Annotated in this window: 26 protein-coding genes, 1 tRNA gene and 1 pseudogene; 19 read left to right on the top strand and 9 right to left on the bottom strand. The window is 53.7% G+C overall.

The genetic code is table 11. The features are described from left to right. Nucleotides 1-2: 2 nt before the first annotated feature. The 6 genes from A0129_RS02135 to A0129_RS02110 all read right to left on the bottom strand — a co-directional run bounded on the left by A0129_RS02135 (nt 3) and on the right by A0129_RS02110 (nt 3,920). Nucleotides 3-254 (bottom strand): lipid asymmetry maintenance protein MlaB, encoded by a 252-nt coding sequence (locus tag A0129_RS02135; protein WP_291712015.1) that lies wholly within the window; start codon nt 252-254, stop codon nt 3-5. Nucleotide 255: 1 nt separating this feature from the next. Continuing rightward, nucleotides 256-879 carry a phospholipid-binding protein MlaC gene (locus A0129_RS02130; RefSeq protein WP_291712013.1) on the bottom strand — a complete coding sequence of 208 codons (624 nt, stop codon included), beginning with the start codon at nt 877-879 and terminating at the stop codon, nt 256-258. A 72-nt stretch (nt 880-951) separates the two neighbouring features. Continuing rightward, nucleotides 952-1,842, bottom strand: coding sequence for a VacJ family lipoprotein (locus A0129_RS02125; protein ID WP_291712011.1), 891 nt, complete (start codon nt 1,840-1,842; stop codon nt 952-954). A gap of 21 nt (nt 1,843-1,863) precedes the next feature. Further along, complete coding sequence (gene mlaD / locus A0129_RS02120) at nt 1,864-2,337, bottom strand: outer membrane lipid asymmetry maintenance protein MlaD (RefSeq protein WP_291712009.1); 474 nt, start codon at nt 2,335-2,337, stop codon at nt 1,864-1,866. Between the two features lie 12 nt (nt 2,338-2,349). Next, on the bottom strand, nt 2,350-3,135 hold the full coding sequence (gene mlaE / locus A0129_RS02115) for a lipid asymmetry maintenance ABC transporter permease subunit MlaE (RefSeq protein WP_291712007.1): 786 nt from the start codon (nt 3,133-3,135) through the stop codon (nt 2,350-2,352). Then, entirely contained in the window at nt 3,132-3,920 is a 789-nt protein-coding gene (locus tag A0129_RS02110) for an ABC transporter ATP-binding protein (protein WP_291712004.1), read from the bottom strand. Before A0129_RS02110 ends, mlaE begins: the two co-directional genes overlap by 4 nt. Before the next feature lie 131 nt (nt 3,921-4,051). Here A0129_RS02110 and A0129_RS02105 point away from each other — a divergent pair, with 131 nt between their 5' ends. Next, nucleotides 4,052-4,504, top strand: a complete 453-nt coding sequence (locus A0129_RS02105; RefSeq protein WP_291712002.1) for a hypothetical protein — start codon at nt 4,052-4,054, stop codon at nt 4,502-4,504. Between the two features lies 1 nt (nt 4,505). Then, on the top strand, nt 4,506-5,150 hold the full coding sequence (locus A0129_RS02100) for a type II secretion system protein (protein ID WP_291712000.1): 645 nt from the start codon (nt 4,506-4,508) through the stop codon (nt 5,148-5,150). 9 nt (nt 5,151-5,159) lie between these two features. Here A0129_RS02100 and A0129_RS02095 read toward each other — a convergent pair whose 3' ends face one another. Next, complete coding sequence (locus A0129_RS02095) at nt 5,160-7,160, bottom strand: monovalent cation:proton antiporter family protein (protein WP_291711998.1); 2,001 nt, start codon at nt 7,158-7,160, stop codon at nt 5,160-5,162. Nucleotides 7,161-7,266: 106 nt separating this feature from the next. On the opposite strand from A0129_RS02095, the gene A0129_RS02090 reads away from it, so the two are divergent. The 10 genes and pseudogenes from A0129_RS02090 to rapZ all read left to right on the top strand — a co-directional run bounded on the left by A0129_RS02090 (nt 7,267) and on the right by rapZ (nt 15,047). Next, on the top strand, nt 7,267-8,259 hold the full coding sequence (locus A0129_RS02090; RefSeq protein ID WP_291711996.1) for an SIS domain-containing protein: 993 nt from the start codon (nt 7,267-7,269) through the stop codon (nt 8,257-8,259). Next, on the top strand, nt 8,259-8,798 hold the full coding sequence (locus A0129_RS02085; RefSeq protein WP_291711994.1) for an HAD family hydrolase: 540 nt from the start codon (nt 8,259-8,261) through the stop codon (nt 8,796-8,798). Before A0129_RS02090 ends, A0129_RS02085 begins: the two co-directional genes overlap by 1 nt. Continuing rightward, on the top strand, nt 8,795-9,382 hold the full coding sequence (gene lptC / locus A0129_RS02080; RefSeq protein WP_291711992.1) for an LPS export ABC transporter periplasmic protein LptC: 588 nt from the start codon (nt 8,795-8,797) through the stop codon (nt 9,380-9,382). Before A0129_RS02085 ends, lptC begins: the two co-directional genes overlap by 4 nt. After that, nucleotides 9,379-9,960: a lipopolysaccharide transport periplasmic protein LptA gene (gene lptA, locus A0129_RS02075; protein WP_291711990.1), complete on the top strand. Its 582-nt coding sequence runs from the start codon at nt 9,379-9,381 to the stop codon at nt 9,958-9,960. The genes lptC and lptA overlap by 4 nt, the downstream gene beginning before the upstream one ends. Then, nucleotides 9,957-10,713, top strand: a pseudogene (gene lptB, locus A0129_RS02070) (LPS export ABC transporter ATP-binding protein). The gene lptA and the pseudogene lptB overlap by 4 nt, the downstream one beginning before the upstream one ends. Nucleotides 10,714-10,725: 12 nt before the next feature. Next, on the top strand, nt 10,726-12,246 hold the full coding sequence (locus A0129_RS02065) for an RNA polymerase factor sigma-54 (RefSeq protein ID WP_291711988.1): 1,521 nt from the start codon (nt 10,726-10,728) through the stop codon (nt 12,244-12,246). Nucleotides 12,247-12,286: 40 nt separating this feature from the next. After that, nucleotides 12,287-12,616 carry a ribosome-associated translation inhibitor RaiA gene (gene raiA / locus A0129_RS02060; RefSeq protein ID WP_105027399.1) on the top strand — a complete coding sequence of 110 codons (330 nt, stop codon included), beginning with the start codon at nt 12,287-12,289 and terminating at the stop codon, nt 12,614-12,616. A 110-nt stretch (nt 12,617-12,726) separates the two neighbouring features. Further along, nucleotides 12,727-13,197 (top strand): PTS sugar transporter subunit IIA, encoded by a 471-nt coding sequence (locus A0129_RS02055; protein WP_040512070.1) that lies wholly within the window; start codon nt 12,727-12,729, stop codon nt 13,195-13,197. Between the two features lie 4 nt (nt 13,198-13,201). Further along, nucleotides 13,202-14,185, top strand: a complete 984-nt coding sequence (gene hprK, locus A0129_RS02050; RefSeq protein ID WP_291711986.1) for an HPr(Ser) kinase/phosphatase — start codon at nt 13,202-13,204, stop codon at nt 14,183-14,185. Continuing rightward, on the top strand, nt 14,178-15,047 hold the full coding sequence (gene rapZ / locus A0129_RS02045; protein ID WP_291711984.1) for an RNase adapter RapZ: 870 nt from the start codon (nt 14,178-14,180) through the stop codon (nt 15,045-15,047). Before hprK ends, rapZ begins: the two co-directional genes overlap by 8 nt. Here the strand turns inward: rapZ and mutY are convergent. After that, a complete protein-coding gene (gene mutY, locus A0129_RS02040) occupies nt 15,000-16,121 on the bottom strand; it encodes an A/G-specific adenine glycosylase (RefSeq protein ID WP_291711982.1) in 1,122 nt (373 codons plus the stop codon). The two genes, rapZ and mutY, sit on opposite strands and share 48 nt — an antisense overlap. A 7-nt stretch (nt 16,122-16,128) precedes the next feature. Then, nucleotides 16,129-16,947: a bifunctional DNA-formamidopyrimidine glycosylase/DNA-(apurinic or apyrimidinic site) lyase gene (gene mutM / locus A0129_RS02035; RefSeq protein ID WP_291711980.1), complete on the bottom strand. Its 819-nt coding sequence runs from the start codon at nt 16,945-16,947 to the stop codon at nt 16,129-16,131. Nucleotides 16,948-17,024: 77 nt separating this feature from the next. Between mutM and A0129_RS02030 the strand changes: the two genes are divergently transcribed. From A0129_RS02030 to A0129_RS02000, 7 genes are all read left to right on the top strand, one after another. Then, a complete protein-coding gene (locus tag A0129_RS02030) occupies nt 17,025-18,803 on the top strand; it encodes a tetratricopeptide repeat protein (protein WP_291711978.1) in 1,779 nt (592 codons plus the stop codon). Between the two features lie 4 nt (nt 18,804-18,807). Then, nucleotides 18,808-19,377: a hypothetical protein gene (locus A0129_RS02025; RefSeq protein ID WP_291711976.1), complete on the top strand. Its 570-nt coding sequence runs from the start codon at nt 18,808-18,810 to the stop codon at nt 19,375-19,377. Between the two features lie 3 nt (nt 19,378-19,380). Then, nucleotides 19,381-20,298 carry a 4-(cytidine 5'-diphospho)-2-C-methyl-D-erythritol kinase gene (gene ispE / locus A0129_RS02020; protein ID WP_291711974.1) on the top strand — a complete coding sequence of 306 codons (918 nt, stop codon included), beginning with the start codon at nt 19,381-19,383 and terminating at the stop codon, nt 20,296-20,298. A 15-nt stretch (nt 20,299-20,313) separates the two neighbouring features. Then, a tRNA-Gln gene (locus A0129_RS02015) sits at nt 20,314-20,390 on the top strand. A 73-nt stretch (nt 20,391-20,463) separates the two neighbouring features. Next, complete coding sequence (locus tag A0129_RS02010; protein ID WP_105027407.1) at nt 20,464-21,417, top strand: ribose-phosphate diphosphokinase; 954 nt, start codon at nt 20,464-20,466, stop codon at nt 21,415-21,417. A gap of 119 nt (nt 21,418-21,536) precedes the next feature. Next, on the top strand, nt 21,537-22,124 hold the full coding sequence (locus A0129_RS02005) for a 50S ribosomal protein L25/general stress protein Ctc (RefSeq protein WP_291711971.1): 588 nt from the start codon (nt 21,537-21,539) through the stop codon (nt 22,122-22,124). A gap of 106 nt (nt 22,125-22,230) precedes the next feature. Continuing rightward, entirely contained in the window at nt 22,231-22,863 is a 633-nt protein-coding gene (locus A0129_RS02000; protein WP_291711969.1) for an exopolysaccharide biosynthesis protein, read from the top strand. Nucleotides 22,864-22,869 lie beyond the last annotated feature (6 nt).

The following is a 22,869-nucleotide window of genomic DNA, read 5'->3' as shown; positions in this document are numbered from 1 at the left end:
TTTTAGGAGAAGAGAGATTGTACTCCGTAGGCAGCGATCAAACTGTCCAGCTGCGCGGGAGGATGTTGGAGTTCAAGGGTTTTGTCTGATTTAAGCACTCGCTTGGCCGCCAGCAGGACGGCCAATGCAGTGGAGTCCACATGCTTGACTTCGGAAAAATCAATGACATGGTCGCCCAAGGCGAATGCCTTGGCGACCTCGGCGATCACCTGGTCTCCGTTTCGAACGGTAATCTGATCGGCCGATATTTTCATATCAACCCTTTGCGTTCAGGGTTTTCAGGGTCTGAATCAAACCATCCACGCCAGAATTGGAGAGCACGGTACCGAATTGGGCCTTGTAAGAATCAACAAGCCACAGACCCAATACACTCAGGTCATAAATCAGCCATTTGCCGTCTTTCTTTTCCACACGGTAAGCCAGATCCACGGGTGGCGCGCCTTTCTGAATAACACGGCTGTTGACGATCACATCGGTGTCCTCGGGACGGGCACGCAAACGGTCTACCTGCAGGGTTTGATCACCCACCTGGGCCAAGGCGCCAGAATAGGTTTTCACCAACAGGGTACGAAACTCCTTGGTAATTTGCTCACGCTGCTCGGGCGTGGCTTCTCGCCATGGACGACCGACGACCAACTGGGTCATTTTCCGAAAGTTCACATTGGGCATGACTTTCTGGTCAATCAATGCGTCCAGCTTCTTGGGGTCAGCCAGCAATTCTTGTTTGCGTGCCTTGATCTCTGTCAACACTTCATTGCTGAACTTTTCAACAAACTCGTTGGCAGGCACATCCTGCGCCAAGGCTGGCTGGGAAATCAAGCCAAAACCCAAAGCCGCAGCCGAAACCCATTTAAACAACTTATTCACTGCTGTAGTCATGATTCTTCCAAAACATTTGTCATTAGTCTAAAAACGCAACACCTACCCAAGGGTTGACCCGCGCAAGGCCAATCAGTTCAACAGGCCCAGGCCAGTCTTGGCCCGTTCGCTTTGCTGAAGGTCGGCAGGCAAACCGATTGGCGAATTCGCGCCAGCTTGCACACCTGAAGTTGCGCTGTTTGATTCAAGTTGTAGCAACGCGGCCTTGAAGGGTGGGAAATGTTGAGGAACCTCGCTACGCGACTCTTCTTCAAAATCGTCATAGCCTTGTTCATCGGGATCAGGGGCACCATCTCGGACCAAACTGGCACGGCGTTTCAGGTAGGCGTCGCGCACGAAGGCATATTGATCCAGCGCAACACGTTCAACCAGATCAGTGGCTGGCAACAGACGGGCCCGCGTATTCACCACATTCACAACCAGCAAACTGTTGCGAACCCTCACGTCATCATAGTGGTACAGGGGATCGAGCGGAGCATCAACCAGCCGGGCAGGTGCGTCACGCAGGGTGCTGGGCCCAAGCAGGGGCAACACCAGGTAAGGGCCTGAACCCACACCCCACACCCCCAGTGTCTGGCCAAAATCCTCGTCGTTCTTCTGGAACCCCAGTTCGGTGGCCACATCGGCCAAGCCCACAATACCAATGGTCGTATTCAAGGCAAAACGCGTGATGTCGCTTCCAGCAGCCCTGGGCTTGCCTTGCAGCAAGTTGTTGACCGCAACACTGATGTCATCAAGGTTGGAAAAGAAATTTCCGATCACGGTTTTGATTTCTGGCGGCGTTACCTTGTCGTAACCCTGCGCCAGTGGCTTCACCACCGCCTTGTCAACTACCTGGTTAAATCCGTCAACGGAACGGTTGAATCCTTCCAGCGGGTCTGACTCGGAAGGGGCGCGCATGCTCGTGCATGCGGTGGACAGGCCGAGCACGCCAAGCAATACAATCACTTTACGAATGGACATTAACACTTCAAATCCCCTTCATCACTTTTCGGAGTCGCCTTCCGAGGCTTTGCTAAACAAAAACTGGCTGATCAGGTTTTCAAGCACCACAGCGGATTGAGTGCGTGCAAACTTTTCACCACCGGCCAAATTCTCGAGATCACCACCGGCCTCGATACCGACATATTGCTCGCCCAGCAAGCCCGAAGTGAGAATTCTAGCTGAAGAGTCCTTGGGAAACTCGAAGCCCTCCTCCAAATCCAGAGCCACTACGGCACGGAAAGTGACAGGATCAAGGTTGATGTTGGCCACACGACCCACGGTGACGCCCGCACTTTTGACTGGCGCACGGGGCTTTAATCCACCAATGTTGTCAAATTCAGCCGTCACCCGGTATTGATCACCTGTAGTGAAAGAACTCAAATTGCCTGCCTTCAAGGCAAGAAATACCAGGGCTAGTGCACCAATGAGTACAAAGAGGCCCACCCAAAAATCCACCACCGTGTTCTTTTTCATACCTTCAATCCGTTAAATACTGAACATGAGTGCTGTAAGCACGAAATCGAGACCCAAAATGGTCAGGGAAGAAATCACCACAGTTCGGGTGGTCGCCCTGGAAACGCCCTCAGGTGTCGGCTGACAGGCATAGCCCTGAAACAGGGCAATTGAGCTGACAGCCACACCAAACACCACGCTTTTGATCACGCCGTTGAGAATGTCATCGCGCACATCGACGCCCGCCTGCATTTGGGACCAAAATGCACCCGCGTCCACACCAATCAACAACACACCCACCACATAACCGCCAAAAATGCCCACGGCGCTGAACAACCCCGCCAACAAAGGCAAGGAAATCAAACCTGCGATCCATCGTGGAGAGACAATGCGGGCCTTGGGGTCGACCGCCATCATTTCCATGGCAGTCAGCTGCTCGCCAGCTTTCATCAAACCGATTTCGGCAGTTAGCGACGTGCCAGCCCGGCCTGCAAACAACAAGGCAGACACCACGGGACCCAATTCACGAACCAGTGACAGGGCCACCAAGAGGCCTAAGGCCTGCTCGGCACCGTACCTGTTCAAGGTGTAATAGCCCTGCAAGCCCAACACAAAACCCACAAACAGCCCTGAAACAACAATAATGACCAGTGAGTAATTGCCGATGAAATGGATTTGATCAATGATCAGCCGGGGGCGCAACAAGGCTTTGGGAAGCAACATGAACAGAGTGCCCACGAAACGCGCGAAAACACCCAAACCTGCCACTGTTGCGATAACGCTGGCACCCAGCCTGGACACCCAAAGAACCGGATTCATGCAAAGTCCTCCTGCAAATCGGGTGCAGGGTAATGAAACTTCACTGGCCCTTCGGGCAAGCCCTTGATGAATTGTTGAACGTAGGGGTCCTCGTTGGCCTCTACCTCTGCCGGCGTGCCTTGTGCCAGTACTTTGCCGTTTGCAATCACGATGACATGATCGCTGATGGCGAATGATTCATGAATATCGTGTGTCACCACCACCGAGGTCGCGCCCAAAGCATCATTCAGTGTTCGAATGAGGTTCGCCGTAATGCCCAATGAAATCGGGTCAAGCCCGGCAAATGGTTCATCATAGAAAATCAGTTCGGGATCCAGCGCGATGGCGCGGGCCAAGGCCACGCGCCTGCTCATGCCGCCAGAAATTTCGGAAGGAAAAAGCTTGCTGGCGCCGCGAAGACCCACAGCTTGCAACTTCAACAACACCAGGTCGCGAATGGCCGCCTCGGGCAGATTGGTATGCTCGCGCAGCGGAAACGCCACATTCTCAAACACGTTCAGGTCAGTAAACAAGGCACCAAACTGAAAAAGCACGCCGATTTTTTTTCGAAATGCATAAAGCTGCTGAGTACTTGCAGTCACCACATTTTGGCCAAGAACTTGCACTTCACCCCGATTCACCGGGTACTGACCGCACATCAGGCGCAGCAAAGTAGTTTTGCCTGAACCGGAGCCACCCATGACAGAAACCACTTTGCCCTTGGGAATGTCCAGCGAAATGTTTTCCAGGATGAGGCGATCGGCATAACCGAAATCCACGTTTTTTAATTGAGCGACAAAGCCCATGGGGGCTCCTTAGTAGGCGAATACGAATTTGGGGGCTATTGTACCCCGAAGGACATGCGCCCACCATCCAAATGGTGATGGGCTCACTCACAAGGCATGACCACGAAGCGTGGAAATGGTTTCATCAAAGTATGATCCGCAGCACTTCAACCCTGAAAAGCCTGCTCGTGCCATCACTGCGTGTGTTTTTAATCGGTCTTTGCACCGCCTTGACCGCTTGCGTGGCCACTCCACCGTCACCAAGCCTTGCAATTGCCCTACCTGAGGCACAACACACGCTCGAATTGAATGCAGTTTTTTGGGCAGACAAAGTTCAACACAGCAACAACGCGTGGCAAAGACATCAACAAACATTCACTTTTCGGCTTGAAAACATACCCGCCAGCCAGGTGCTCGAACTGATTTCGCGCGAACTGCAGCTTGGCTACCCCACGACCGACCAGGCAAACCAAAACCGGTATCAACAGTTTTTCATCAATCCAGATCAACCCGCGGCCAACCCGGTCTGGCTCTCATTTGAGCGCCTGAACTGGCTCTGGATGAAACGCGGCGCACTCGACACACCACACATTCAGGAGAATTGAATTGACACATTCACGCAAACACATTCAACGCGGATTTTCACTGTTGGAACTGGCCATCGCTTTGGCGGTACTGGCCATACTCGCTGGCGGAGTACTGAAAGGACGTGAGTTGTTGAACAGCGCCCGCGTACAAGCCACCATCACCGACATCGCCAACCTGGAAACTGCCTTGTCAGCATTTCAAGCTCGCTATTCAGCATTGCCCGGCGACTTCATTGCTGCTAGCGCAGCGGGCCTGTCAAACAACGGCGGAAACGGCAATGGCCTGATTGAGGGTAATGAATCGTGCGATGTATTCACCCACCTTCAGTTGTCTGGCTTTATTCAGGGCGATTTCACCGGTGGCATTGATGCCTCTGGAAACTGCACGGCAAGCAGCACCATGAGCAATCAGTTCAGTGGTCGCTATCAGCTGAACCACACCATGCAAGGCCCTACTTCTCGGGAAAATGCCATGGCCTTGCTCATCGGAGAAACCATCCCTGTCGCACAGCTTGCAGAAATTGATCGAAAACTCGACGATGGCAACCCCTTGCGCGGTGCGGTGCAAGTGCTCAGTGGTGAAGAAGACCTGTGCACCACCGAAGCCGGCCAGTGGGACGAAGCACAAGGCGCTGACTGCGCGGCGCTCTACATCATTCGTTAAAAAGCCTGATTAACGCCCCATGGACTTGCGGCCAAGAATGATGGCTTCCGCCAAGCTCAAGGCATCCGGCTGACCTTTCAGTACAAGAATATCCCCCGACTCCAGTTGCGTGTCCGGGGAAGGATCTCCACCCCGAATACCGCGCCGTCGAATTGCGCTGACTTCAATATCGAGATCGAGAATTCCTAACTCGGCCAAACTTTTGCCCACGCCACTGGCACCCGGCTCCACAAACACGGAGTGCAAACGAATCCACTGATTTTCAGGCCTGTCCGCCTCGTCGTCCACACCCCGAAACACCCCTCGAAACATCTGGTAACGTGATTCACGAATGGCTCGAATCTGCTTGACCACCCGCGAGACAGGCACACCCAGCAACATCAACGCCTGAGAACCCAACATCAAGCTGCCCTCAAGAATTTCGGGCACCACTTCGGTGGCTCCGGCCGCTGTCAGTTTTTCCAGATCACTTTCATCATACGTGCGCACCACCACCGGTACGTTGGGTGCCAGGGCACGCACTGCAGTCAGCACTTTTTCAGCGGACTTGAATTCCGCAAAGGTAACCACCACACACGATGCTCGCAGCAAACCGGCGGCAACCAGTGTTTCACGCTTCGCGGCATCGCCAAACACCACAGAGTCACCCGCAGCAGTCGCCTCCCGAATACGGTCCGGATCCAAATCCAAAGCCACATAATCCAGATCTTCGCGGTCCAGCAACCTGGCCAGGTGCTGACCACTGCGGCCGAAACCGCAAATCAGCACATGCTTGGTCGTGGCAAGGCTTTTCTGGGCGATTTGGTGCAACTCAAGCGACTTTTGCAACCACTCCTGACTGGAAAAGCGCAGCACGATCCGGTCTGCATGTTGAATCATGAAAGGCGCAGCCAACATGGAAAGCACCATGCTTGCCGTGATGGTTTGCAACCAGGGGTCGGGCACCAAACCGAAACCAGCTGATCCTGTGTTGGCCAGCAACACAAAACCAAACTCACCAGCCTGCGCCAGGTAAATACCGGTTCTCATGGCGGTGCCCATGTTGGCACCGAATATTCGCGCCAGTGCAGCGATCAACACCAGCTTGGCCAACACGGGCAATACGGCCAGCACAATTACCCAGTGCCAATTCTGCATGACCACCTGCGGATTCAGCAGCATGCCAGTGGTCACGAAGAACAAACCCAACAGCACATCGCGGAAGGGTTTGATGTCTTCTTCCACCTGATGTTTGTATTGGGTCTCTGCAATCAGAATACCCGCCACAAAGGCGCCAAGGGCCAACGACAATTCGGCCAATTCTGTCAGCCAAGCCAACCCCAAGGTGATCAACAGCACATTCAGTACAAACAATTCTTGCGACTTGCTGCGGGCCACGAAGGTCATCCACCAGTTCATCATTCGCTGGCCAAACACCAACATCAGCCCCAACACCAGGGCAGCCTTCACCACTGCCAGGCTCAAGGTCACGGTCAGGTTCTCGGCCCCCTGTCCCAGCGCGGGAATGATGATGAGCAGCGGAACTACCGCCAAATCCTGAAACAGTAAAATGCCCATAATTTGACGCCCGTGGGGAGAATCCAGCTCAAGTCGCTCTGACAACAACTTGCTGACAATAGCGGTAGAAGACATCGCAGCCGCCCCCGCCAGCACAAATGCAGTACTCAGCGGCACTCCCAGAAAATAGCCTGCCAACAAGCCAAGGCCCATCACGCCCAGCATGGTCAACCCAACTTGAGCAAAACCCAAGCCAAACACCACGCGACGCATGGCATGCAATTTGGGCAGGCTAAACTCAAGCCCTATTGAAAACATCAGGAAAACAACGCCAAACTCCGCGAGGTGCCGGGTTTCGGGTGTATCGGGCACGATGCCGAACGAATATGGCCCGATCAGAGTGCCTGCAAACAGATAGCCCAGCATGGCTGGAAGCTTCCAGTGACGGAATAGCGAGACCGCCAACACGGCGACCAGCATCAGAATCAAAGAAAGCTCTAGAGCGTTAGGCACGTTTAATGCTTAGGAAGTGAAGAGAATTGGCACGCGCTTTGCTATACTGCCCTGAAAAGAAAACAGCCTCAAGCACTAAAGTTGCTTAAGTCTATCAGGGTCTACCATGTCAAAAACACCGTCGAATAATGACAAGCACGATTTTCTGGCCATGGCCAGGGAGGCGCTCGCCATTGAAGCACAAGCTGTCTCGGCGCTCGCCGAGCGCTTGAATCAGCAGTTCAGCCAAGCCACCACCGCCATACTGAACTGCAAGGGACGGGTTATCTTGATTGGTGTGGGCAAGTCGGGCCTCATTGCCAAAAAAATTGCGGCCACCTTTGCAAGTACCGGCACTCCCTCATTTTTCGTGCATGCCACTGAGGCCTCCCATGGCGATTTGGGGATGATCACCCAGGAAGACGTGGTGATTGCCCTGTCCAACTCCGGCAACACCGAAGAATTGGTGGCAGTGCTACCAGCCATTGCGCGTCGGGGCGCCAAAATAGTCGCGATGACCGGAAAACTCGATTCAGCACTCGCTCGCCAGGCCGACCTGGTGTTGGATTGTGGTGTTGAAAAGGAAGCCTGCCCCCTGAATTTGGCGCCCACAGCCAGTACAACTGCGGCGCTGGCCTTGGGCGACGCCCTCGCCGTGGTGGTTCTCAAGGCGCGCGGTTTCAGCGAAGAAGACTTTGCACTCTCGCATCCTGGTGGCAGCCTGGGCCGCAAACTGCTGACTCATGTCAGCGATGTGATGCGCAAAGGCGATCGAATTCCCACTGTGTCGCCATCGGCCAGCATATCCAGCGCCATACTGGAAATCACCAAAAAAGGCTTGGGCATGACCGCAGTAGTCGGCGCCAACAACAAACTATTGGGCGTTTTCACCGATGGGGACCTGCGTCGCCTGATCGAACAGGGCCTGGATTTGCGAGGTTTGTTGGTGAGTGAAGTCATGAACAGTGCGCCCAAATGCATTTCGCCCGACAAATTGGCCGTAGAGGCGGTTCGCATGATGGAGGTCAGCCACATTAGCCAAGTGGTGGTAACGGACGAGCAAGGGCACATTGTCGGTGCCCTGAATTTCCATGACCTGTTTGAAGCCAAGGTGGTGTAATGGATCCTTTGACCGACCGCCAACCCACGGCTGCCCAAGCAGCTGCGCAAATTAAGCTGATGGGCTTTGATGTAGATGGAACTTTGACTGACGGTGGCCTGTACTTCGGCAATGAAGGCGAGGTCATGAAACGCTTCAGTGTGTTTGATGGTCAGGGTCTTCGATTGCTGATGGACCATGGCATCAAGGTGATCTGGATCACTGCCCGCTCAAGCGTCATTGTGGAAAAACGTGCCAAGGACCTTGGTATCTACCAACTGGTTCAAGGTTGCAAAACCAAACTGCAGGCCTACGACGACATACGTCAACTATTGGGGCTTGAATGGAGCGAATGCGGTTTTTTCGGAGACGATTGGCCCGACTATCCGGTGCTGAAGCAGGTAGCCCTGGCCGCCACCACTCAGCACTCACCAGCGGCCATGAAAAACGCCGCCAACTGGATTAACACCCGTCCACCTGGCGATGGTGCGGCCCGCGAATTGTGCGACTTCATTTTGAGTCACCAAGCCGGCTATCAAAACCCTTGGGAAGCATCGTGAAACCCGTTGCGGCTTTTTTCAATCTGATATCGCAGTTCATTCCGCTGCTGCTCACGTTCGCACTCGCTGCCACCTCATACTGGTTTGCGATTCAGTCCGAACTCAGCCTGTTCAATGCCAGCGGCAAAAGCGACCCGACCAGCAGCGATTACTACCTGCGCAATTTTTCAGTACAAAGCCATGACCTTGCTGAAAATAAATATTCAATCATCCGCAGCAGCGCAGCCGAGCACATTCCGCAAGGCAACGTGTGGAATATTACCGAGCCCGAACTGGAACAGTTTGAATCGGGCAATGGCATGATCAAAGGCAATGCCAAAAAAGGTGTGTACTTGCTTGACACTGACGAAATTTTCTTGCGGGACAACGTGGTGGTGACCAGTCAAAACGAAGGGCTGCTGACCACCATGAAATCTGAAGAAATACGAATCGACAACATCACCAATGAAATTTCAACCGACAAGAATGTGCTGGTGACCCGCCCGGGCCAACGGTTTGAAGCACAAGGTGCCACGCTGAACAACGACACTGGAGAATTGACGGCCCAAGGGTCGGTCAAGTTTCGCATAGAGGCCAAACGATGAAACGCTCTTCATGGATTTCCCTCGCACTGGCTGCGCCCGCACTGGCCCTCGGGCTGAGCGCGCTTGCATTGGAATCAGACAAACAACAACCCACGACCATCGATGCCAACCAGATGACTTACAACGAAAAGTCAAATGTGAACGTGTTTACTGGCAACGTACTGCTAACGCGTGGAAGCCTGGTGATTCGCGGCGACAAACTGACTCTGACAGAACGCAGCGATGGAACCCAGTTTGCCACAGTGGAAGGAAAACCCGCCCGCTTCAAGCAGCAGCGCGATTCGGACAAGCCAAATGAGGTGTTGTTGATCAACGGCACCGGCAACACCATTGAATTCGACGGCAATAAATCGGTAGTGACCTTGACTGGCGCAGCCAGCATTCAAAAAAGCACCAATGGTCAGCTGACCGAATCAATTTCGGGTACCAAAATTACCTATGAGCAAAACACAGAATTCCTGAATGTAGTGGGCACACCCAACAGCAGTGGCTCTTCCCGCGTGCAGGCAGTGATCAAACCAAAAACCCAAGCGACAGAACCCACGCCTGAGCCCACTCCTAAAGGGAGCAGCAAGTGAGCAACACCCCAGCACACACCTTGACAGGACAGGGTCGACTTCAGGCGCTTAGCCTTCGCAAAGCCTACCGAAGCAAACGCGTGATTGAAGATGTTTCGCTACATGTGGACACTGGTGAAGTGGTCGGCCTGCTGGGCCCCAATGGCGCGGGTAAAACAACGTGCTTCTACATGATCGTGGGATTGGTCAGCGCCGACGAGGGCAACATTTGCCTGGAAGGCCGGGATATCACCTTGCAACCCATTCACGAACGCGCTCGGGCGGGTCTTTCCTATCTTCCCCCAAGAAGCCTCGGTGTTTCGCAAGCTGACAGTGGAAGAAAACATTCGTGCGGTGCTGGAAATCAATCCACCCAAGGACAAAACAGTGGATCAGGCAGTAGAAGACCTGCTGGATGATCTGCAAATCGGGCACATTCGCACCTCGCTGGCGGCCTCCCTCTCGGGTGGCGAACGCCGCCGCCTCGAAATTGCCCGCGCTTTGGGAAGCCAACCTCGGTTTGTGTTGCTGGATGAGCCCTTTGCTGGCGTAGATCCAATCGCTGTGCTGGAAATTCAGCGCATTGTGGCCTTTTTAAAATCCAAAGGCATCGGCGTGTTAATCACCGACCACAATGTGCGCGAAACCTTGGGTATCTGTGACCGCGCTTACATCATCAGTGCCGGCCGGGTGCTGGCCTCGGGCAGTCCAGAGCAAATTGTAAAAAATGACGATGTCCGCCGTGTATACCTTGGCGAACACTTCAGGATGTAAAGCTGAAACCCCATGAAACAATCCCTTCAGCTTAAAGTTTCACAAAACCTCACGCTCACGCCGCAGCTGCAGCAGTCCATCCGCTTGCTGCAGTTGTCTACGCTTGAGTTGCAACAGGAAATCCAGCAGGCGCTGGCCGAGAACCCTTTGCTGGAACTGGCTGACGAAGAAGCTGTGGAGGGCGAACGCACGCTTAGCCTGGACAGCAGCAATGGTGAACTGCACGAGCCTCAGGGCGACAGCTTTGAGGCCGAACCCGACCCCCGAAAAGTCAGTGAACCAGTCAGCGACCAGCAGGCTGAGCAAGACAATCAAAGCGAAGAAATTGTTCAACGCGAAACCATCGACTCCATCCAGGACAACTGGGAAGGCGATTGGCGCGACAACAGCGGCGCGAGTGCCGATGGGGATGAAGAGAAACCCGGTTTACAACTGGCCGCGCCGGACAGCAGCCTGCACCAGCACTTGATCGACCAGTTGCGAATGACACAGGCCAGCGAACGAGACAAAAACCTGGTGCTGTGGCTGATTGACTACCTCAGCGACGATGGTTACCTGACCGTTGAACTTGAAGACCTGTGGGAAACCCTTCAAGATGAGCCCGACCTGGAATTCGAGGAACTCAGCGCTGCCTTGCGCCTGCTGCAAAGCTTTGACCCACCTGGCGTGGGTGCGCGCAACGCCGCGGAGTGCCTGTTGCTGCAACTGGCCCAGCGGCAAGACATCACCTGCCAGCCGAGCCTGTACAGTAACTGCCAACTGATCATCAGCGACCATCTGGGTTTGCTTGCCCAACGCGACTTCAGCAAACTGAAAAAAGCGTTGAACGTGGATGAAGACATGCTGAAAACATGCCATCAGATCATCCGCTCACTTGAGCCGTTCCCTGGTGCACGCTTTCGTCGCATCGATGATGATCATGTTGTGCCCGACGTGATCGTCAAAAAACTCAACGGCCAGTGGCACGTGCAGTTGAACCCGGACGTGATGCCGAAAATTCGAATCAATGAGATGTACGCCTCGATTTTGCGGTCTCACCGGGGCCAAAGTGCCCAATTGAGTGCCCACCTTCAAGAGGCCCGCTGGTTGTTAAAAAACGTTCAGCAGCGATTTGACACTATTTTACGGGTGAGCCAAGCCATCGTAGAACGTCAAATCGGCTACTTCAATCACGGCGAAATCGCAATGCAGCCCTTGGTTCTGCGGGAAATTGCCGATCTTTTGGGTCTGCATGAATCGACCGTGTCAAGGGTTACCACGCAAAAATATATGTTGACGCCCTATGGGTTGGTTGAGCTAAAGTATTTCTTCGGAAGTCATGTTTCCACCGACTCAGGTGGTCAGGCTTCCAGCACGGCCATCCGTGCACTCATCAAGCAACTGATTTCTGCGGAGGACGCCAAGCAGCCGATATCTGACAGCCAAATCGCCGACCTACTCGGTCAACAGGGCATCGTGGTCGCAAGACGCACGGTCGCTAAATACCGGGAATCACTGAAAATACCCCCGGTGAACATGCGCAAGTCGCTTTAAATGTAAAGCTTCCCCCCGCAGCAACGAAAGGAGATACCTTATGAACTTGAACATCAATGGTCATCATCTGGAAGTTACCCCAGCAATTCGAAACTATGTCATCGAAAAACTGGATCGGGTGAAAAGGCATTTTGATCACGTCATTGATGCATCGGTGACCATCTCGGTGGTCAAGCTGGTTCAAAGGGCAGATGTTACGCTGCACGTCCGCGGCAAAGACATTCACGCTGAAGCAAGTCATGAAAACCTTTACGCAGCCATCGACGCGCTGGCTGACAAACTGGATCGCCAGGTACTGCGTCACAAAGACAAACTGACCAACCACAACCACACCCCCATGAAACACCAGGTGGTCGAAGAAGCTGAATAAACCTCTGTAATTTCAGGGAAAATCAAAAGGCGGACTTCAGTCCGCCTTTTCTGTTTTTATGGCGTATAATCGGCCCCACGATTAGAAGCGGGTCTCAGGAATCAACAGCGATGAACTTGATCGCAAATCTACTTCCACCATCCAACATATTGTTGGACACACAGGTCACCAGCAAAAAGCGCGTGTTTGAGCAAGCCGGTTTGGTGTTCGAGAACAACCAGGGCATCGCAAGATCCAAGGTGTTTGACAGCCTGTTTGCACGTGAACGTTTGGGCTCCACTGGCCTTGGCCAGCAGGTGGCCGTACCGCATGGCCGCATCAAAGGCTTGCGCGAACCGATTGCCTCACTGGTGCGGGTACAAGACCCAATCCCTTTTGATGCCCCTGATGGGCAACCCGTCAAGCTGCTCATGTTTTTGCTGGTGCCCGAAAGCGCAAACCAGCATCATCTGGATATACTGTCAGAACTGGCTCAAATGCTGTCTGACAAAGATTTCCGTGAGAAACTCATGACAGAATCCGACCCCGGCGCCACTCACCAACTGATCGCCAACTGGGAGCCCTACCAACCCGCGAGTTAAGCCTGTGAAGCAACTGAAAGAACTGATCGAAGCCAACCGCAACAAACTCAAGCTTGACTGGCTGGCCGGTTTAAATGGTGGTGACCGCCACCTGGATCTTCAGTGTTTTGCTTCCTCTGATCTTGTGGGCCACCTCAACACCATTCACCCCGGTCGAATCCAGGTGTTTGGTCGCCAGGAAATCGAATACTTCGCTCGCATCAGCGACGAGCGCAAACAGCACCAAATTGACAAGCTTATCGAAGGCGATCCGCCTGCAATCATCGTGGCTGAATCATTTCAGCCTCACGCCCTTTTAAAAGCCGCCTGCGACGAATCAAACATTCCCCTGCTGGCCACGCCGTTGTCGGCAGCCGAGATCATCGACTTTCTGCGCGTATACATCAACAAATGGCTCGCCCCCACCACCATGATGCATGGTGTGTTCATGGACGTGCTTGGCATGGGTGTGCTCATTTGCGGCGAATCCGGCTTGGGCAAAAGCGAACTGGGCCTGGAATTGATTTCGCGTGGCCACGGTTTGGTAGCCGACGATGTGGTGGAATTCTCGCGCGTGGCCCCCAATCTGATTGAGGGACGCTGCCCGGAACTGATTCGTAACCTGATGGAAGTACGCGGCGTAGGCTTGCTCGACATCAAGGCCATTTTTGGTGAAACGGCCGTACGCCGGAAAATGCGGTTAAAACTGATCGTCCACCTTGTACGCAAAGCTTCGCTTGAATTACACCAGGAACGCCTGGTCACCGAGCAGCAATTCCAGGAAGTGCTGGGTTTGCCCATTCGCAAAGCCATATTGCCAGTGGCGGCCGGCCGCAACCTCGCGGTGCTTCTGGAAGCAGCGGTGCGCAACACCATTTTGCAGATGCGGGGCATCAATACGCTGGACGAATTCATGGTGCGTCAACAGAAAGCCATGCTCACCGAACTCGGTGGTATCGATCATCTTCAGGTGGACCCTGACACGGAAGCGGACATGGGACATGATTAACATGAAAGTGGTGTTGGTCACCGGCCTTTCGGGCTCCGGGAAATCAGTCGCAATTCGTGCGCTGGAAGACGCCCATTTTTACTGCGTCGACAACCTGCCGCCTTCTTTTATTCCGCAAGTCATTGAACGCCTCTCCGCCGAGGGAATTTCTCAAATTGCGATTGCGGCCGACGCACGCACAGGGCGGGACATCATCGATGTACCCCAAATCATTCAGGCTTTGAAAGCCGAAGGCACCGATGTCCGCATTCTGTTTCTGGATGCAGACGATGAAACCCTGATCACGCGCTACTCGGAAAGTCGCCGACGCCACCCCATGAGCGCTCGCCTTGGCGAACAGGCCACCGTGCAGGAATGTGTGGATGCGGAACGCGAAGCGCTCGAGCCCCTCAGAAACATTGCGAGCTGCATTGACACCTCAGCCCTGCAACCCAATGTGCTGAGGCGCTGGGTGCTTGAAACCGTCGAAGAAGAATCGGCCAAACTCACCTTGGTATTTGAAACTTTCGGCTTCAAGAAAGGCTTGCCCTCGGATGCTGACCTGGTGTTTGATGTGCGCTGCCTGAGCAATCCTTATTACGACAAAAGCCTGCGTCCCCTGACAGGTAAGGATGTGGAAGTTCAACGTTACATCCAGGCTGATGATCGAAGCAATCCAATGATCAGCGACATCGAAACCTATTTGAGAAGATGGTTGCCGTCTTACTTGAATGAACAACGCAGCTACGTGACGGTGGCCATTGGCTGCACCGGCGGACAACACCGCTCTGTGTATGTGGCCGAGACACTGGCCAAACGCTTTACCGCCGATCCACTACCCGAGATCGAGAGTGTTTTGCTTCGGCACCGCAGCCTGGGTTAATACCCGCGCCTGGTCCAGCAATTTGTGCACTATTTTTGGCACGGGCTTGTCACTGATTGGGTAGCAAGCTGCCCAGGAACCAGGCACCGTCAGGCGCAACACCTTGAAATGCATTTTTCGGTGAGTTAATTCATGCACCAGCCAAGGTTGGCCCTGCAAACCAGTCAACTGTCGCTCAATTTCGGCACGGTGCGCCTGCAAGCCATAATGTTCAACCCAGGATGTTGCAATTCCGGTGAGGCCCTCACAATCAAGTTGACTGTCGCAAGCTACAAAAGGTGTGGTCCACAAACCTTGCCAAACACCTTTGTCAGTTTGTAGTTCCAGCAGCACTCCACCTTCCTCATCATCCACAACCAAGCTGAGGAAATGCAATTCAGGTCGGACCTTTTTAGGCTTTGGTGTCGGCAACAAATTCACCATGCCCTTTCGCAAGGCCACACAGCTTTCCATCAAGGGGCAAGCTGAACACGCCGGGTTGCGTGGTACACAACAGGTGGCCCCAAGATCCATCAAAGCCTGGTTGTAAACTCCCGGTTGTTGGGCTGGCACGTTCGCATCGGCAATTCCCCACAAAGTTTTCTTGATCGTGGTTTGCTCCGGGTAACCTTCGATGCCGTAGTACCTGCAAAACACCCGTTTTACGTTCCCATCCAGAATGGGCGCCTGCACACCATAGGCCAGTGATGCGATTGCACCCGCGGTGGACTGGCCTATGCCGGGCAAACTTTCAAGTTCGCTTACCGTGCGCGGAAACTGCCCCCCGAAACGAGTCACGACTTGCTTGGCACAAGCATGCAAATTGCGTGCGCGGGTGTAGTAACCCAAACCTGCCCACAACTGCATGACATCCTGCTCCGGTGCGGCGGCCAAATCTGAAACGGTTGGATAGGCCTGCAAAAAACGGCTGTAATAGCCCAGCACGGTGGTCACCTGGGTTTGCTGTAACATCACCTCACTGAGCCACACCTTGTAAGCATCTCCCGTGTGCTGCCATGGCAGGGTTTGACGGCCGTGCTGTTTTTGCCAACGCACCAACACCTCGCCAAACGGCTTTCCTTTCATTGGGTTCATGGCTCGCTCATTCCTGACATTGCGCGCAATAAAACGTGCTTCGCTGATTCATCACACGCCTCTTTACCGTTGCGCCACAGCGCTTGCAGGGCTGCCCCTCGCGGCCGTAAACATCACAATGCAATTGAAAATGACCCAGCTCGCCATCAATGGCCTGAAAATTACGCAAAGTTGAACCACCCCGCTCAATCGCCTCTGTCAACACGGCCACAACCGCTGCATGCAAGGCCTGTACATTCGCCTTGCTTAAGCGCCCTGCTGCTTTACCCGGGCGAATCGCACTTCGAAACAAGGCCTCGCATGCGTAAATATTGCCCACGCCAACTACAGCAAACCCACTTAACAGCAAGGCCTTGATCGACACCTTTTTGCCTCGCGTGGCCTTGAAAAACGAGTCGGGCGTGAATGCCTCACTGAAAGGCTCGGGCCCCAGTTTTGCAAACCGTATAAAACTGTGTTCCCAACCAGGCACTTTTTCGACGTACTCCACGCTCCCAAAGCGACGCGGATCGTTGTAGCGCAACACCTTGTCCCCGAAGTTCCATTCAATGTGATCGTGTTTGTCCCAAGGGGTGCTGGCGTTTACGATTTTCAGTGAACCCGACATGCCCAAATGCACCACCAACACCTGCGCCCCAAAGTCCATGAGCATGTATTTCGACCGACGCTCCACACCTTGCAATATATGCTTTACACAACTTTGCACTTCCACGGGCACAGGCCAACGCAAACGGGGTTGCCTCACAGTGCAAGCCAGCAGGCGCTGCCCTGTAAAGTGAAGGTCTACGCCTCTTTTGGTGATTTCTACCTCGGGTAATTCAGGCATAAGCTAAAGCGCGCACGCGCATCTGTTAATGTGATAAAAATAAAGTGGATTCACCAGTTTTCATTGGGTTCAACAGTATGACTTGTTTTAAATGGACCATCGCAGGCCCGGTATTTTTTCTGGCAGCCAGCCTGACCACAGGCTGCGCCACCGTGCCCGCGGATCAAGGCGAGCCGGCAGTGCCGCCGATGTCTGCCGAGCAAAAAGCCTACGAAGCCCGCGTGGCCGACATGGTGAAACAAGACCCGCTGTTTGCCCTGCTCACTGCTGAAATTGCCAGTCAGCGAGGCGACACGTATTCTGCCACGCTGGCCTACACCGAAGCAGCCAAACAGCAACGCAATCCCGAGCTGGCGAAACGGGCTGTCGAGATCAGCCTTGCCGAAGGCCAGTTGGACCTGGCCTTGAATGCCGCGCAGGTGTGGTCTGAATTGTCGCCCGGCGACAAGCAGGCCAGCCGCTCCATCATGCTGCTGCAACTAGGCACCAACCGCGTTGATCAAGCAATGCCCGCACTCCGGGCTTTTTTGGCCGATGTGAAAGCTGCTGAGACTGCCAACCCGGGGCTCGGCGGCTCCAGCAGCGAAAAGGTTGCGCTGGACATGCTCCAACGCATCCCCGACAAAAACAAGGCCTATCAAACCGGTATTGAGCTGTTTGGCAACAATCCAGATGATCTTGAGGCGCAAACCCTGTTGGCCCAACTTGCCAACAACTCCGAGTTGTACCCACAGGCTGTGGGCCACATGGAAAACGTATTGCGCAAATCGCCACAGGAACGTTTTTATGTGCTGATGGCCCAGTTCATGGAAAAACGTGACGGCAACCTGGATGCCGCCATGCAAATGGTGAATGAGCAGGTGCAACAACACCCCAACTGGTTTGGTGCTCGCCTGTACCTGGCCCGCAATCACACCCAACTCGGGCAGTGGGCACAGGCACGTCAACGTTTTGCGGAAATGATTGAACTACAACCGGACAACATTCCCCTGTACTCCAGTCAGGGTTTTGTGCTCACTCAGCTCAAGGACTACAAAGCCGCCGAACAGCATTTCAAGATTTATCTGGACAAAACCACACCCGCCGAGCGCCAGAATGAATCGCTGATTCATGCCACCCTGTCCGACATGGCGCTTGAGCGTAAAGATTACGTAGCGGCCCTGAAATGGCTCGACACCACACCGAACGCCGCCGACAACCTGGATGTCCAGCTGAAAAAGTCGGCCTTGTTCGAAAAACAGGGCAATGCCCTGTCAGCCAAGCGGGTTCTGAACCAGTTCAAACCCAAAAACGAAGATGAGTCCGTGCGGCTCGCTCTTGCGAAATCGCAACTGGCTGAGTCGCAAAAAGCCCCTGCCGAGGCTGCCACCGAGCTAGAACTGGCCTTGCTCAAATTTCCGGATCAGCCAGACCTGCTGTATGAGCGTGCCATGGTTGCCGAGCGGCAAGACGACCTGCCACGTGTTGAACAATTCCTCAAGCGCCTCATCGCGGTTCGCCCGGAAAACCCACACGGATACAATGCGCTGGGCTACACCTGGGCGGAGAACAACGTTCGGCTTGACGAAGCTTATGAGTTGATTAAAAAGGCAGTTGAACTTGCGCCCAACGATCCCTTCATTCTTGATTCTCTGGGCTGGGTGCATTACCGATTGGGCAAGCTGGACAGCGCCGAAGCAACCTTGAAAAAAGCATTCGATCTGCGCCAGGATGAGGAAATTGGCCTGCATTTGCTCGAGGTCTTGCTAAAAGCGGGCAAGAAAGAGGAAGCGCGTCAACTTGGGAACCGCTTGACCGTTCGATACCCCGACAGCAAAGCATTGAAGAAACTGGTTCAACAGGTTGAGGAAATTTAAGTTCATGTCTTTATCATCATTGCGCCTGGCCTGTATCGGCTTGATCAGCGCAAGCTTGGCCGCCTGCAGCACCGTGGGCCAAAATCCAAGCACTGAAGTCGATTGCAAGTCGATTCAGTCGAGCTGCCATTACGGGCGCTTTGGGCTGATCTGGAAAGTGGAGCAAGCCGACGGAAAAATGGAGGCCGATTCCATTTCTGGCACCTATGAATGGCGCTCGGGTCGGTCCGGGCCGAGCCAGGCTCCTGAAATTGCCTATCTTGAAGTCAATTCCACACTGGGGCCTTCGCTGGGTAGCGCCAAGCGCCTGGGTAATTTTTATGAAGTCCGGGCTGCGGACGGTCGAGTCTATCTGGCCAAAGACTGGCAAAGCCTGTTCGATCTCATGTTCCCTGTTGAACTGCCTGCCGAAGCCTTGGTGCAATGGATGGAAAACCCCAATCCCGATGAATTGCCCACCCTGCCCACGAATTGGTCGTGGGAAAACCAGAATGGCCGCTACCGCGTGGTGTTTATCGAAAACAAGACCTCCGGTCGCATTGACCTGATTCCGCAAGGCACCTTGGGCAAATAAAGCGTGAACCTCAACAGCCTGGCCGAACTATCGGCCTTTTCGCCCGCGAAAATCAATCTGTTTTTGCACATCACAGGCCGCAGGGCTGACGGTTATCACCTGCTTCAAAGTATTTTCTGCCCAATTACGCTTGGGGACCAGGTTTCAATGTCGGTGCAAACCAATTCAAGTGGTGAATTGGTGGTTCAACGAAGTGGTGATCTCGTTCATATTCCTGAAGAAATCGACCTCACCGTTCGCGCCTGCAAGGCCTATTATGCAAACGCCAACATTGGCATGGGCTACTCTGTAACCATTCATGTCCGCAAGCAGGTCCCCGAACAGGCGGGTTTGGGAGGGGGCAGCAGCAATGCAGCCACCGTGCTCCGTCTGCTGCAACAGCATCACGAACAAGCCGTCACACCTGAACAACTGATTGCAATCGGCCAAGCGCTTGGGGCGGATGTTCCCTTCTTTCTTCAGGACAGCAGTGCTTTTGTTGAGGGCATCGGTGAAGTCATCACCCCGATTCAAAGCGTTTCAGGGCATTTAATTGTCTACAAACCGCCACTTTCTTGCCCCACGCCCAAAATATTTAGCGATCCGCAATTGACACGCAACTCAAGTGACGTCAAAATAGCGGTCTTCGATTCGGCCCGCCGAATGAATAGTGAGTTGATGGCTTGCCTGCAAGCCAACACACAGAATGTTTTACAAGCTGTTGTGGCACGCAACTACCCTGAATGGGAACAGCAATTTGGTGTTTTTTCAAATTGTGTTGCAAGGTTCAACCCGCAATTGATTCGAATGTCAGGTTCCGGCTCCGCCATGTTTGCTTTGTTTGCCAGCCCAAGCCAGCTTAGCAATGCAATGGCAGCAGTCGCCGATGCGCCTGAATTACAGCGTGGGCAGTGGTTTGAATGCAAAGTCAAATCAAGCTGAATCGATAAAAGTTTTAGGGGAGTCGCCAAGTTGGTTAAGGCACCGGATTTTGATTCCGGCATGCGAGGGTTCGAGTCCTTCCTCCCCTGCCAAAACCAAAGGGCCAGCCACAGGTTGGCCCTTTTTTTATTTCGCCAACGCACACGTCAAGCCCTGGGGTAAACAATGGCAACCGACAGCAGTCTAATGATCTTCACCGGCAATGCAAACCCAGCATTGGCCGAATCAGTGGCCAAACAGCTGAACATTCCGCTGGGCAAAGCCACCGTGGGTCGTTTCTCAGACGGTGAAGTCATGGTCGAGATCAACGAAAACGTGCGCGGCAAAGACGTGTTTGTGCTGCAATCCACTTGCGCACCCACCAACGACAACCTCATGGAAATGATGGTCATGATCGACGCGCTCAAGCGCGCATCGGCAGGCCGCATTACCGCTGCAATTCCCTACTTCGGCTATGCCCGCCAAGACCGCCGTGTGCGTTCTTCACGTGTGGCGATTACAGCCAAAGTGGTTGCAAATATGCTGCAGGTGGTGGGTGTCGACCGTGTGCTGACCATGGACCTGCACGCTGACCAAATTCAGGGCTTCTTTGACATCCCCGTAGACAACATTTATGCATCGCCTGTTTTGCTGGGCGATGTGTGGAAACAAAACCTCGACAACCTGATGGTTGTGTCACCTGACGTAGGTGGCGTGGTCCGCGCCCGCGCCCTGGCCAAGCGACTGAATTGTGATTTGGCAATCATCGACAAGCGTCGCCCCCGTGCCAACGTGGCAGAGGTCATGAACATTATTGGCGACGTGAAAGACCGCACCTGCGTGATCATGGACGACATGGTCGACACTGCCAACACCTTGTGCAAAGCTGCTGCGGCACTGAAAGCCAACGGCGCCAAAAAGGTAGTGGCCTACTGTACCCATCCTGTATTGTCAGGTGGCGCCATTCAACGTGTTGAAGAATCAGACCTGGACGAACTGGTGGTGACCGATACCATTCCTTTGTCCGAGGAAGCCAACAACAGCAAAACCATTCGAGTTCTCAGTGTTGATGAACTGCTGGCCGAAACCATTCGCCGCATTGTTCGCTCTGATTCTGTCAGTTCGCTGTTTATCGATTAATTTCGTCAGCTAATTTCGTCGACTGAACACAAAGTTTTACGGGCTTTTTTGCGGACGCCCTTAAGTGCCGCATAACTTGGTTTCACTGGTCGCGGTGAAGTCAAATTTGGAGAATCAACATGAAAGTAGTTGCAACATCCCGCACAGAGCAGGGTTCCGGAGCGAGCCGCCGCCTGCGTCGTGCTGGCCAGGTACCTGGCATTGTTTATGGCGCCAATCAGGAAGCTCAGGCTGTGTCAATTGAACACAACCCCCTGTGGCACGCAATTCAAAAGGAAAAATTCCACTCCAGCATTCTGGATCTGGAAATTGACGGCAAGTCACAGCAGGTATTGTTGCGTGACTACCAGTCACACCCCTACAAGCCACAATTGCTGCACATCGACTTCCAGCGCATCGACGGTAACCAGAAGATCCACATGAACGTGCCTTTGCACTACTCAGGTCACCTGGAAAGCCCAGCGGTCAAGCTGTACTCCGGTCAGGTTACATTTGTGGCCAATCAGATCGAAATCGAATGCTTGCCCAAAGACCTGCCTGAATTCATCGCCGTAGATTGCAGCGTGCTGGACGTGACCAAGCGTTCAATACACGTGACTGACTTGCAACTGCCTGCTGGCGTTGGCATTCCCAACCACGGTCAGCAAGATCTGTCACTGGTTACAGTGAAGATCAAGGCCGGTGCTGCAAAAGGCGGCGACGAGTAAACTCTCGAAGTCCAATTAGTACCGAAAAAGCCGCTGCACTGAAGTTCAGCGGCTTTTTTTATGGGCACAATGTGGGCTCATTCATCAATCAAGCACCAAACCCGAAGTGAACAACACACCCAATTTCGATGAATTGCCTCTGGGCGATCAAATCAAACAAGTGATCGCACAACTGCCCGCAAACACGGTCAGCCTTGGTGAAATTCTGAATCTGGTAGGGCGGGACGGCATGCTGCTGCTGGTTGCATTCCTGACGCTGGTCTTCATGGTGCCGGTTTCCATTCCGGGTGTCAGCACCATTTTTGGCGCAGCCATTTTGCTGATTGGCATCAGCCGGGTATTTGGGCGCACATTGTGGCTGCCCAAGCGCTTCAAAGAACGCGCCCTGCCTTCAGACAAATTACGCAATGCACTTGAAAAAGGTTTGGTGTGGATTCCGCGCCTTGAAAAGATCAGCAAACCGCATCGCATGGCCTGGCTAACCACAGGTCGAGGCATGAACCTCATCAATGATGGGGGTCTTATTCTGGGCGCCGTGTTGCTGATGGCCCCGTTTGGCTTCATTCCGTTTTCCAATACAGTGCCCGGCATTGCCTTGCTTTTTCTGGCAGTGGGCCTGATTCAACGCGACGGTGCTGCGGTGCTCTTGGGGCATCTGGCCAATGTGGCCTCAATCGTGTACTTCGGTGTACTCATTGGCGGCGGCGGCATGATGATTCAAAACATGCTGCAAAACTGATTGTTC

It is taken from the genome of Limnobacter sp. CACIAM 66H1, assembly GCF_001601825.1.
Lineage (GTDB): Bacteria > Pseudomonadota > Gammaproteobacteria > Burkholderiales > Burkholderiaceae_B > Limnobacter.
Note: the sequence above shows the minus strand (reverse complement) of the source record. Positions and strands in the feature narration are given on the sequence as shown.

Bases quoted from the DNA above. Each gene is read 5' to 3' on its own strand.
- mlaD (WP_291712009.1), bottom strand. From the start codon at position 2,337: ATGAAAAAGAACACGGTGGTGGATTTTTGGGTGGGCCTCTTTGTACTC.
- raiA (WP_105027399.1), top strand. From the start codon at position 12,287: ATGAACTTGAACATCAATGGTCATCATCTGGAAGTTACCCCAGCAATT.
- A0129_RS02090 (WP_291711996.1), top strand. From the start codon at position 7,267: ATGTCAAAAACACCGTCGAATAATGACAAGCACGATTTTCTGGCCATG.
- A0129_RS02055 (WP_040512070.1), top strand. From the start codon at position 12,727: ATGAACTTGATCGCAAATCTACTTCCACCATCCAACATATTGTTGGAC.
- A0129_RS02025 (WP_291711976.1), top strand. From the start codon at position 18,808: ATGTCTTTATCATCATTGCGCCTGGCCTGTATCGGCTTGATCAGCGCA.
- mutY (WP_291711982.1), bottom strand. From the start codon at position 16,121: ATGAACCCAATGAAAGGAAAGCCGTTTGGCGAGGTGTTGGTGCGTTGG.
- lptA (WP_291711990.1), top strand. From the start codon at position 9,379: ATGAAACGCTCTTCATGGATTTCCCTCGCACTGGCTGCGCCCGCACTG.
- A0129_RS02135 (WP_291712015.1), bottom strand. From the start codon at position 254: ATGAAAATATCGGCCGATCAGATTACCGTTCGAAACGGAGACCAGGTG.
- A0129_RS02030 (WP_291711978.1), top strand. From the start codon at position 17,025: ATGACTTGTTTTAAATGGACCATCGCAGGCCCGGTATTTTTTCTGGCA.
- A0129_RS02005 (WP_291711971.1), top strand. From the start codon at position 21,537: ATGAAAGTAGTTGCAACATCCCGCACAGAGCAGGGTTCCGGAGCGAGC.
- rapZ (WP_291711984.1), top strand. From the start codon at position 14,178: ATGATTAACATGAAAGTGGTGTTGGTCACCGGCCTTTCGGGCTCCGGG.
- mlaE (WP_291712007.1), bottom strand. From the start codon at position 3,135: ATGAATCCGGTTCTTTGGGTGTCCAGGCTGGGTGCCAGCGTTATCGCA.
- A0129_RS02110 (WP_291712004.1), bottom strand. From the start codon at position 3,920: ATGGGCTTTGTCGCTCAATTAAAAAACGTGGATTTCGGTTATGCCGAT.
- A0129_RS02010 (WP_105027407.1), top strand. From the start codon at position 20,464: ATGGCAACCGACAGCAGTCTAATGATCTTCACCGGCAATGCAAACCCA.
- A0129_RS02065 (WP_291711988.1), top strand. From the start codon at position 10,726: ATGAAACAATCCCTTCAGCTTAAAGTTTCACAAAACCTCACGCTCACG.
- mutM (WP_291711980.1), bottom strand. From the start codon at position 16,947: ATGCCTGAATTACCCGAGGTAGAAATCACCAAAAGAGGCGTAGACCTT.
- A0129_RS02130 (WP_291712013.1), bottom strand. From the start codon at position 879: ATGACTACAGCAGTGAATAAGTTGTTTAAATGGGTTTCGGCTGCGGCT.
- A0129_RS02085 (WP_291711994.1), top strand. From the start codon at position 8,259: ATGGATCCTTTGACCGACCGCCAACCCACGGCTGCCCAAGCAGCTGCG.
- A0129_RS02105 (WP_291712002.1), top strand. From the start codon at position 4,052: ATGATCCGCAGCACTTCAACCCTGAAAAGCCTGCTCGTGCCATCACTG.
- A0129_RS02125 (WP_291712011.1), bottom strand. From the start codon at position 1,842: ATGTCCATTCGTAAAGTGATTGTATTGCTTGGCGTGCTCGGCCTGTCC.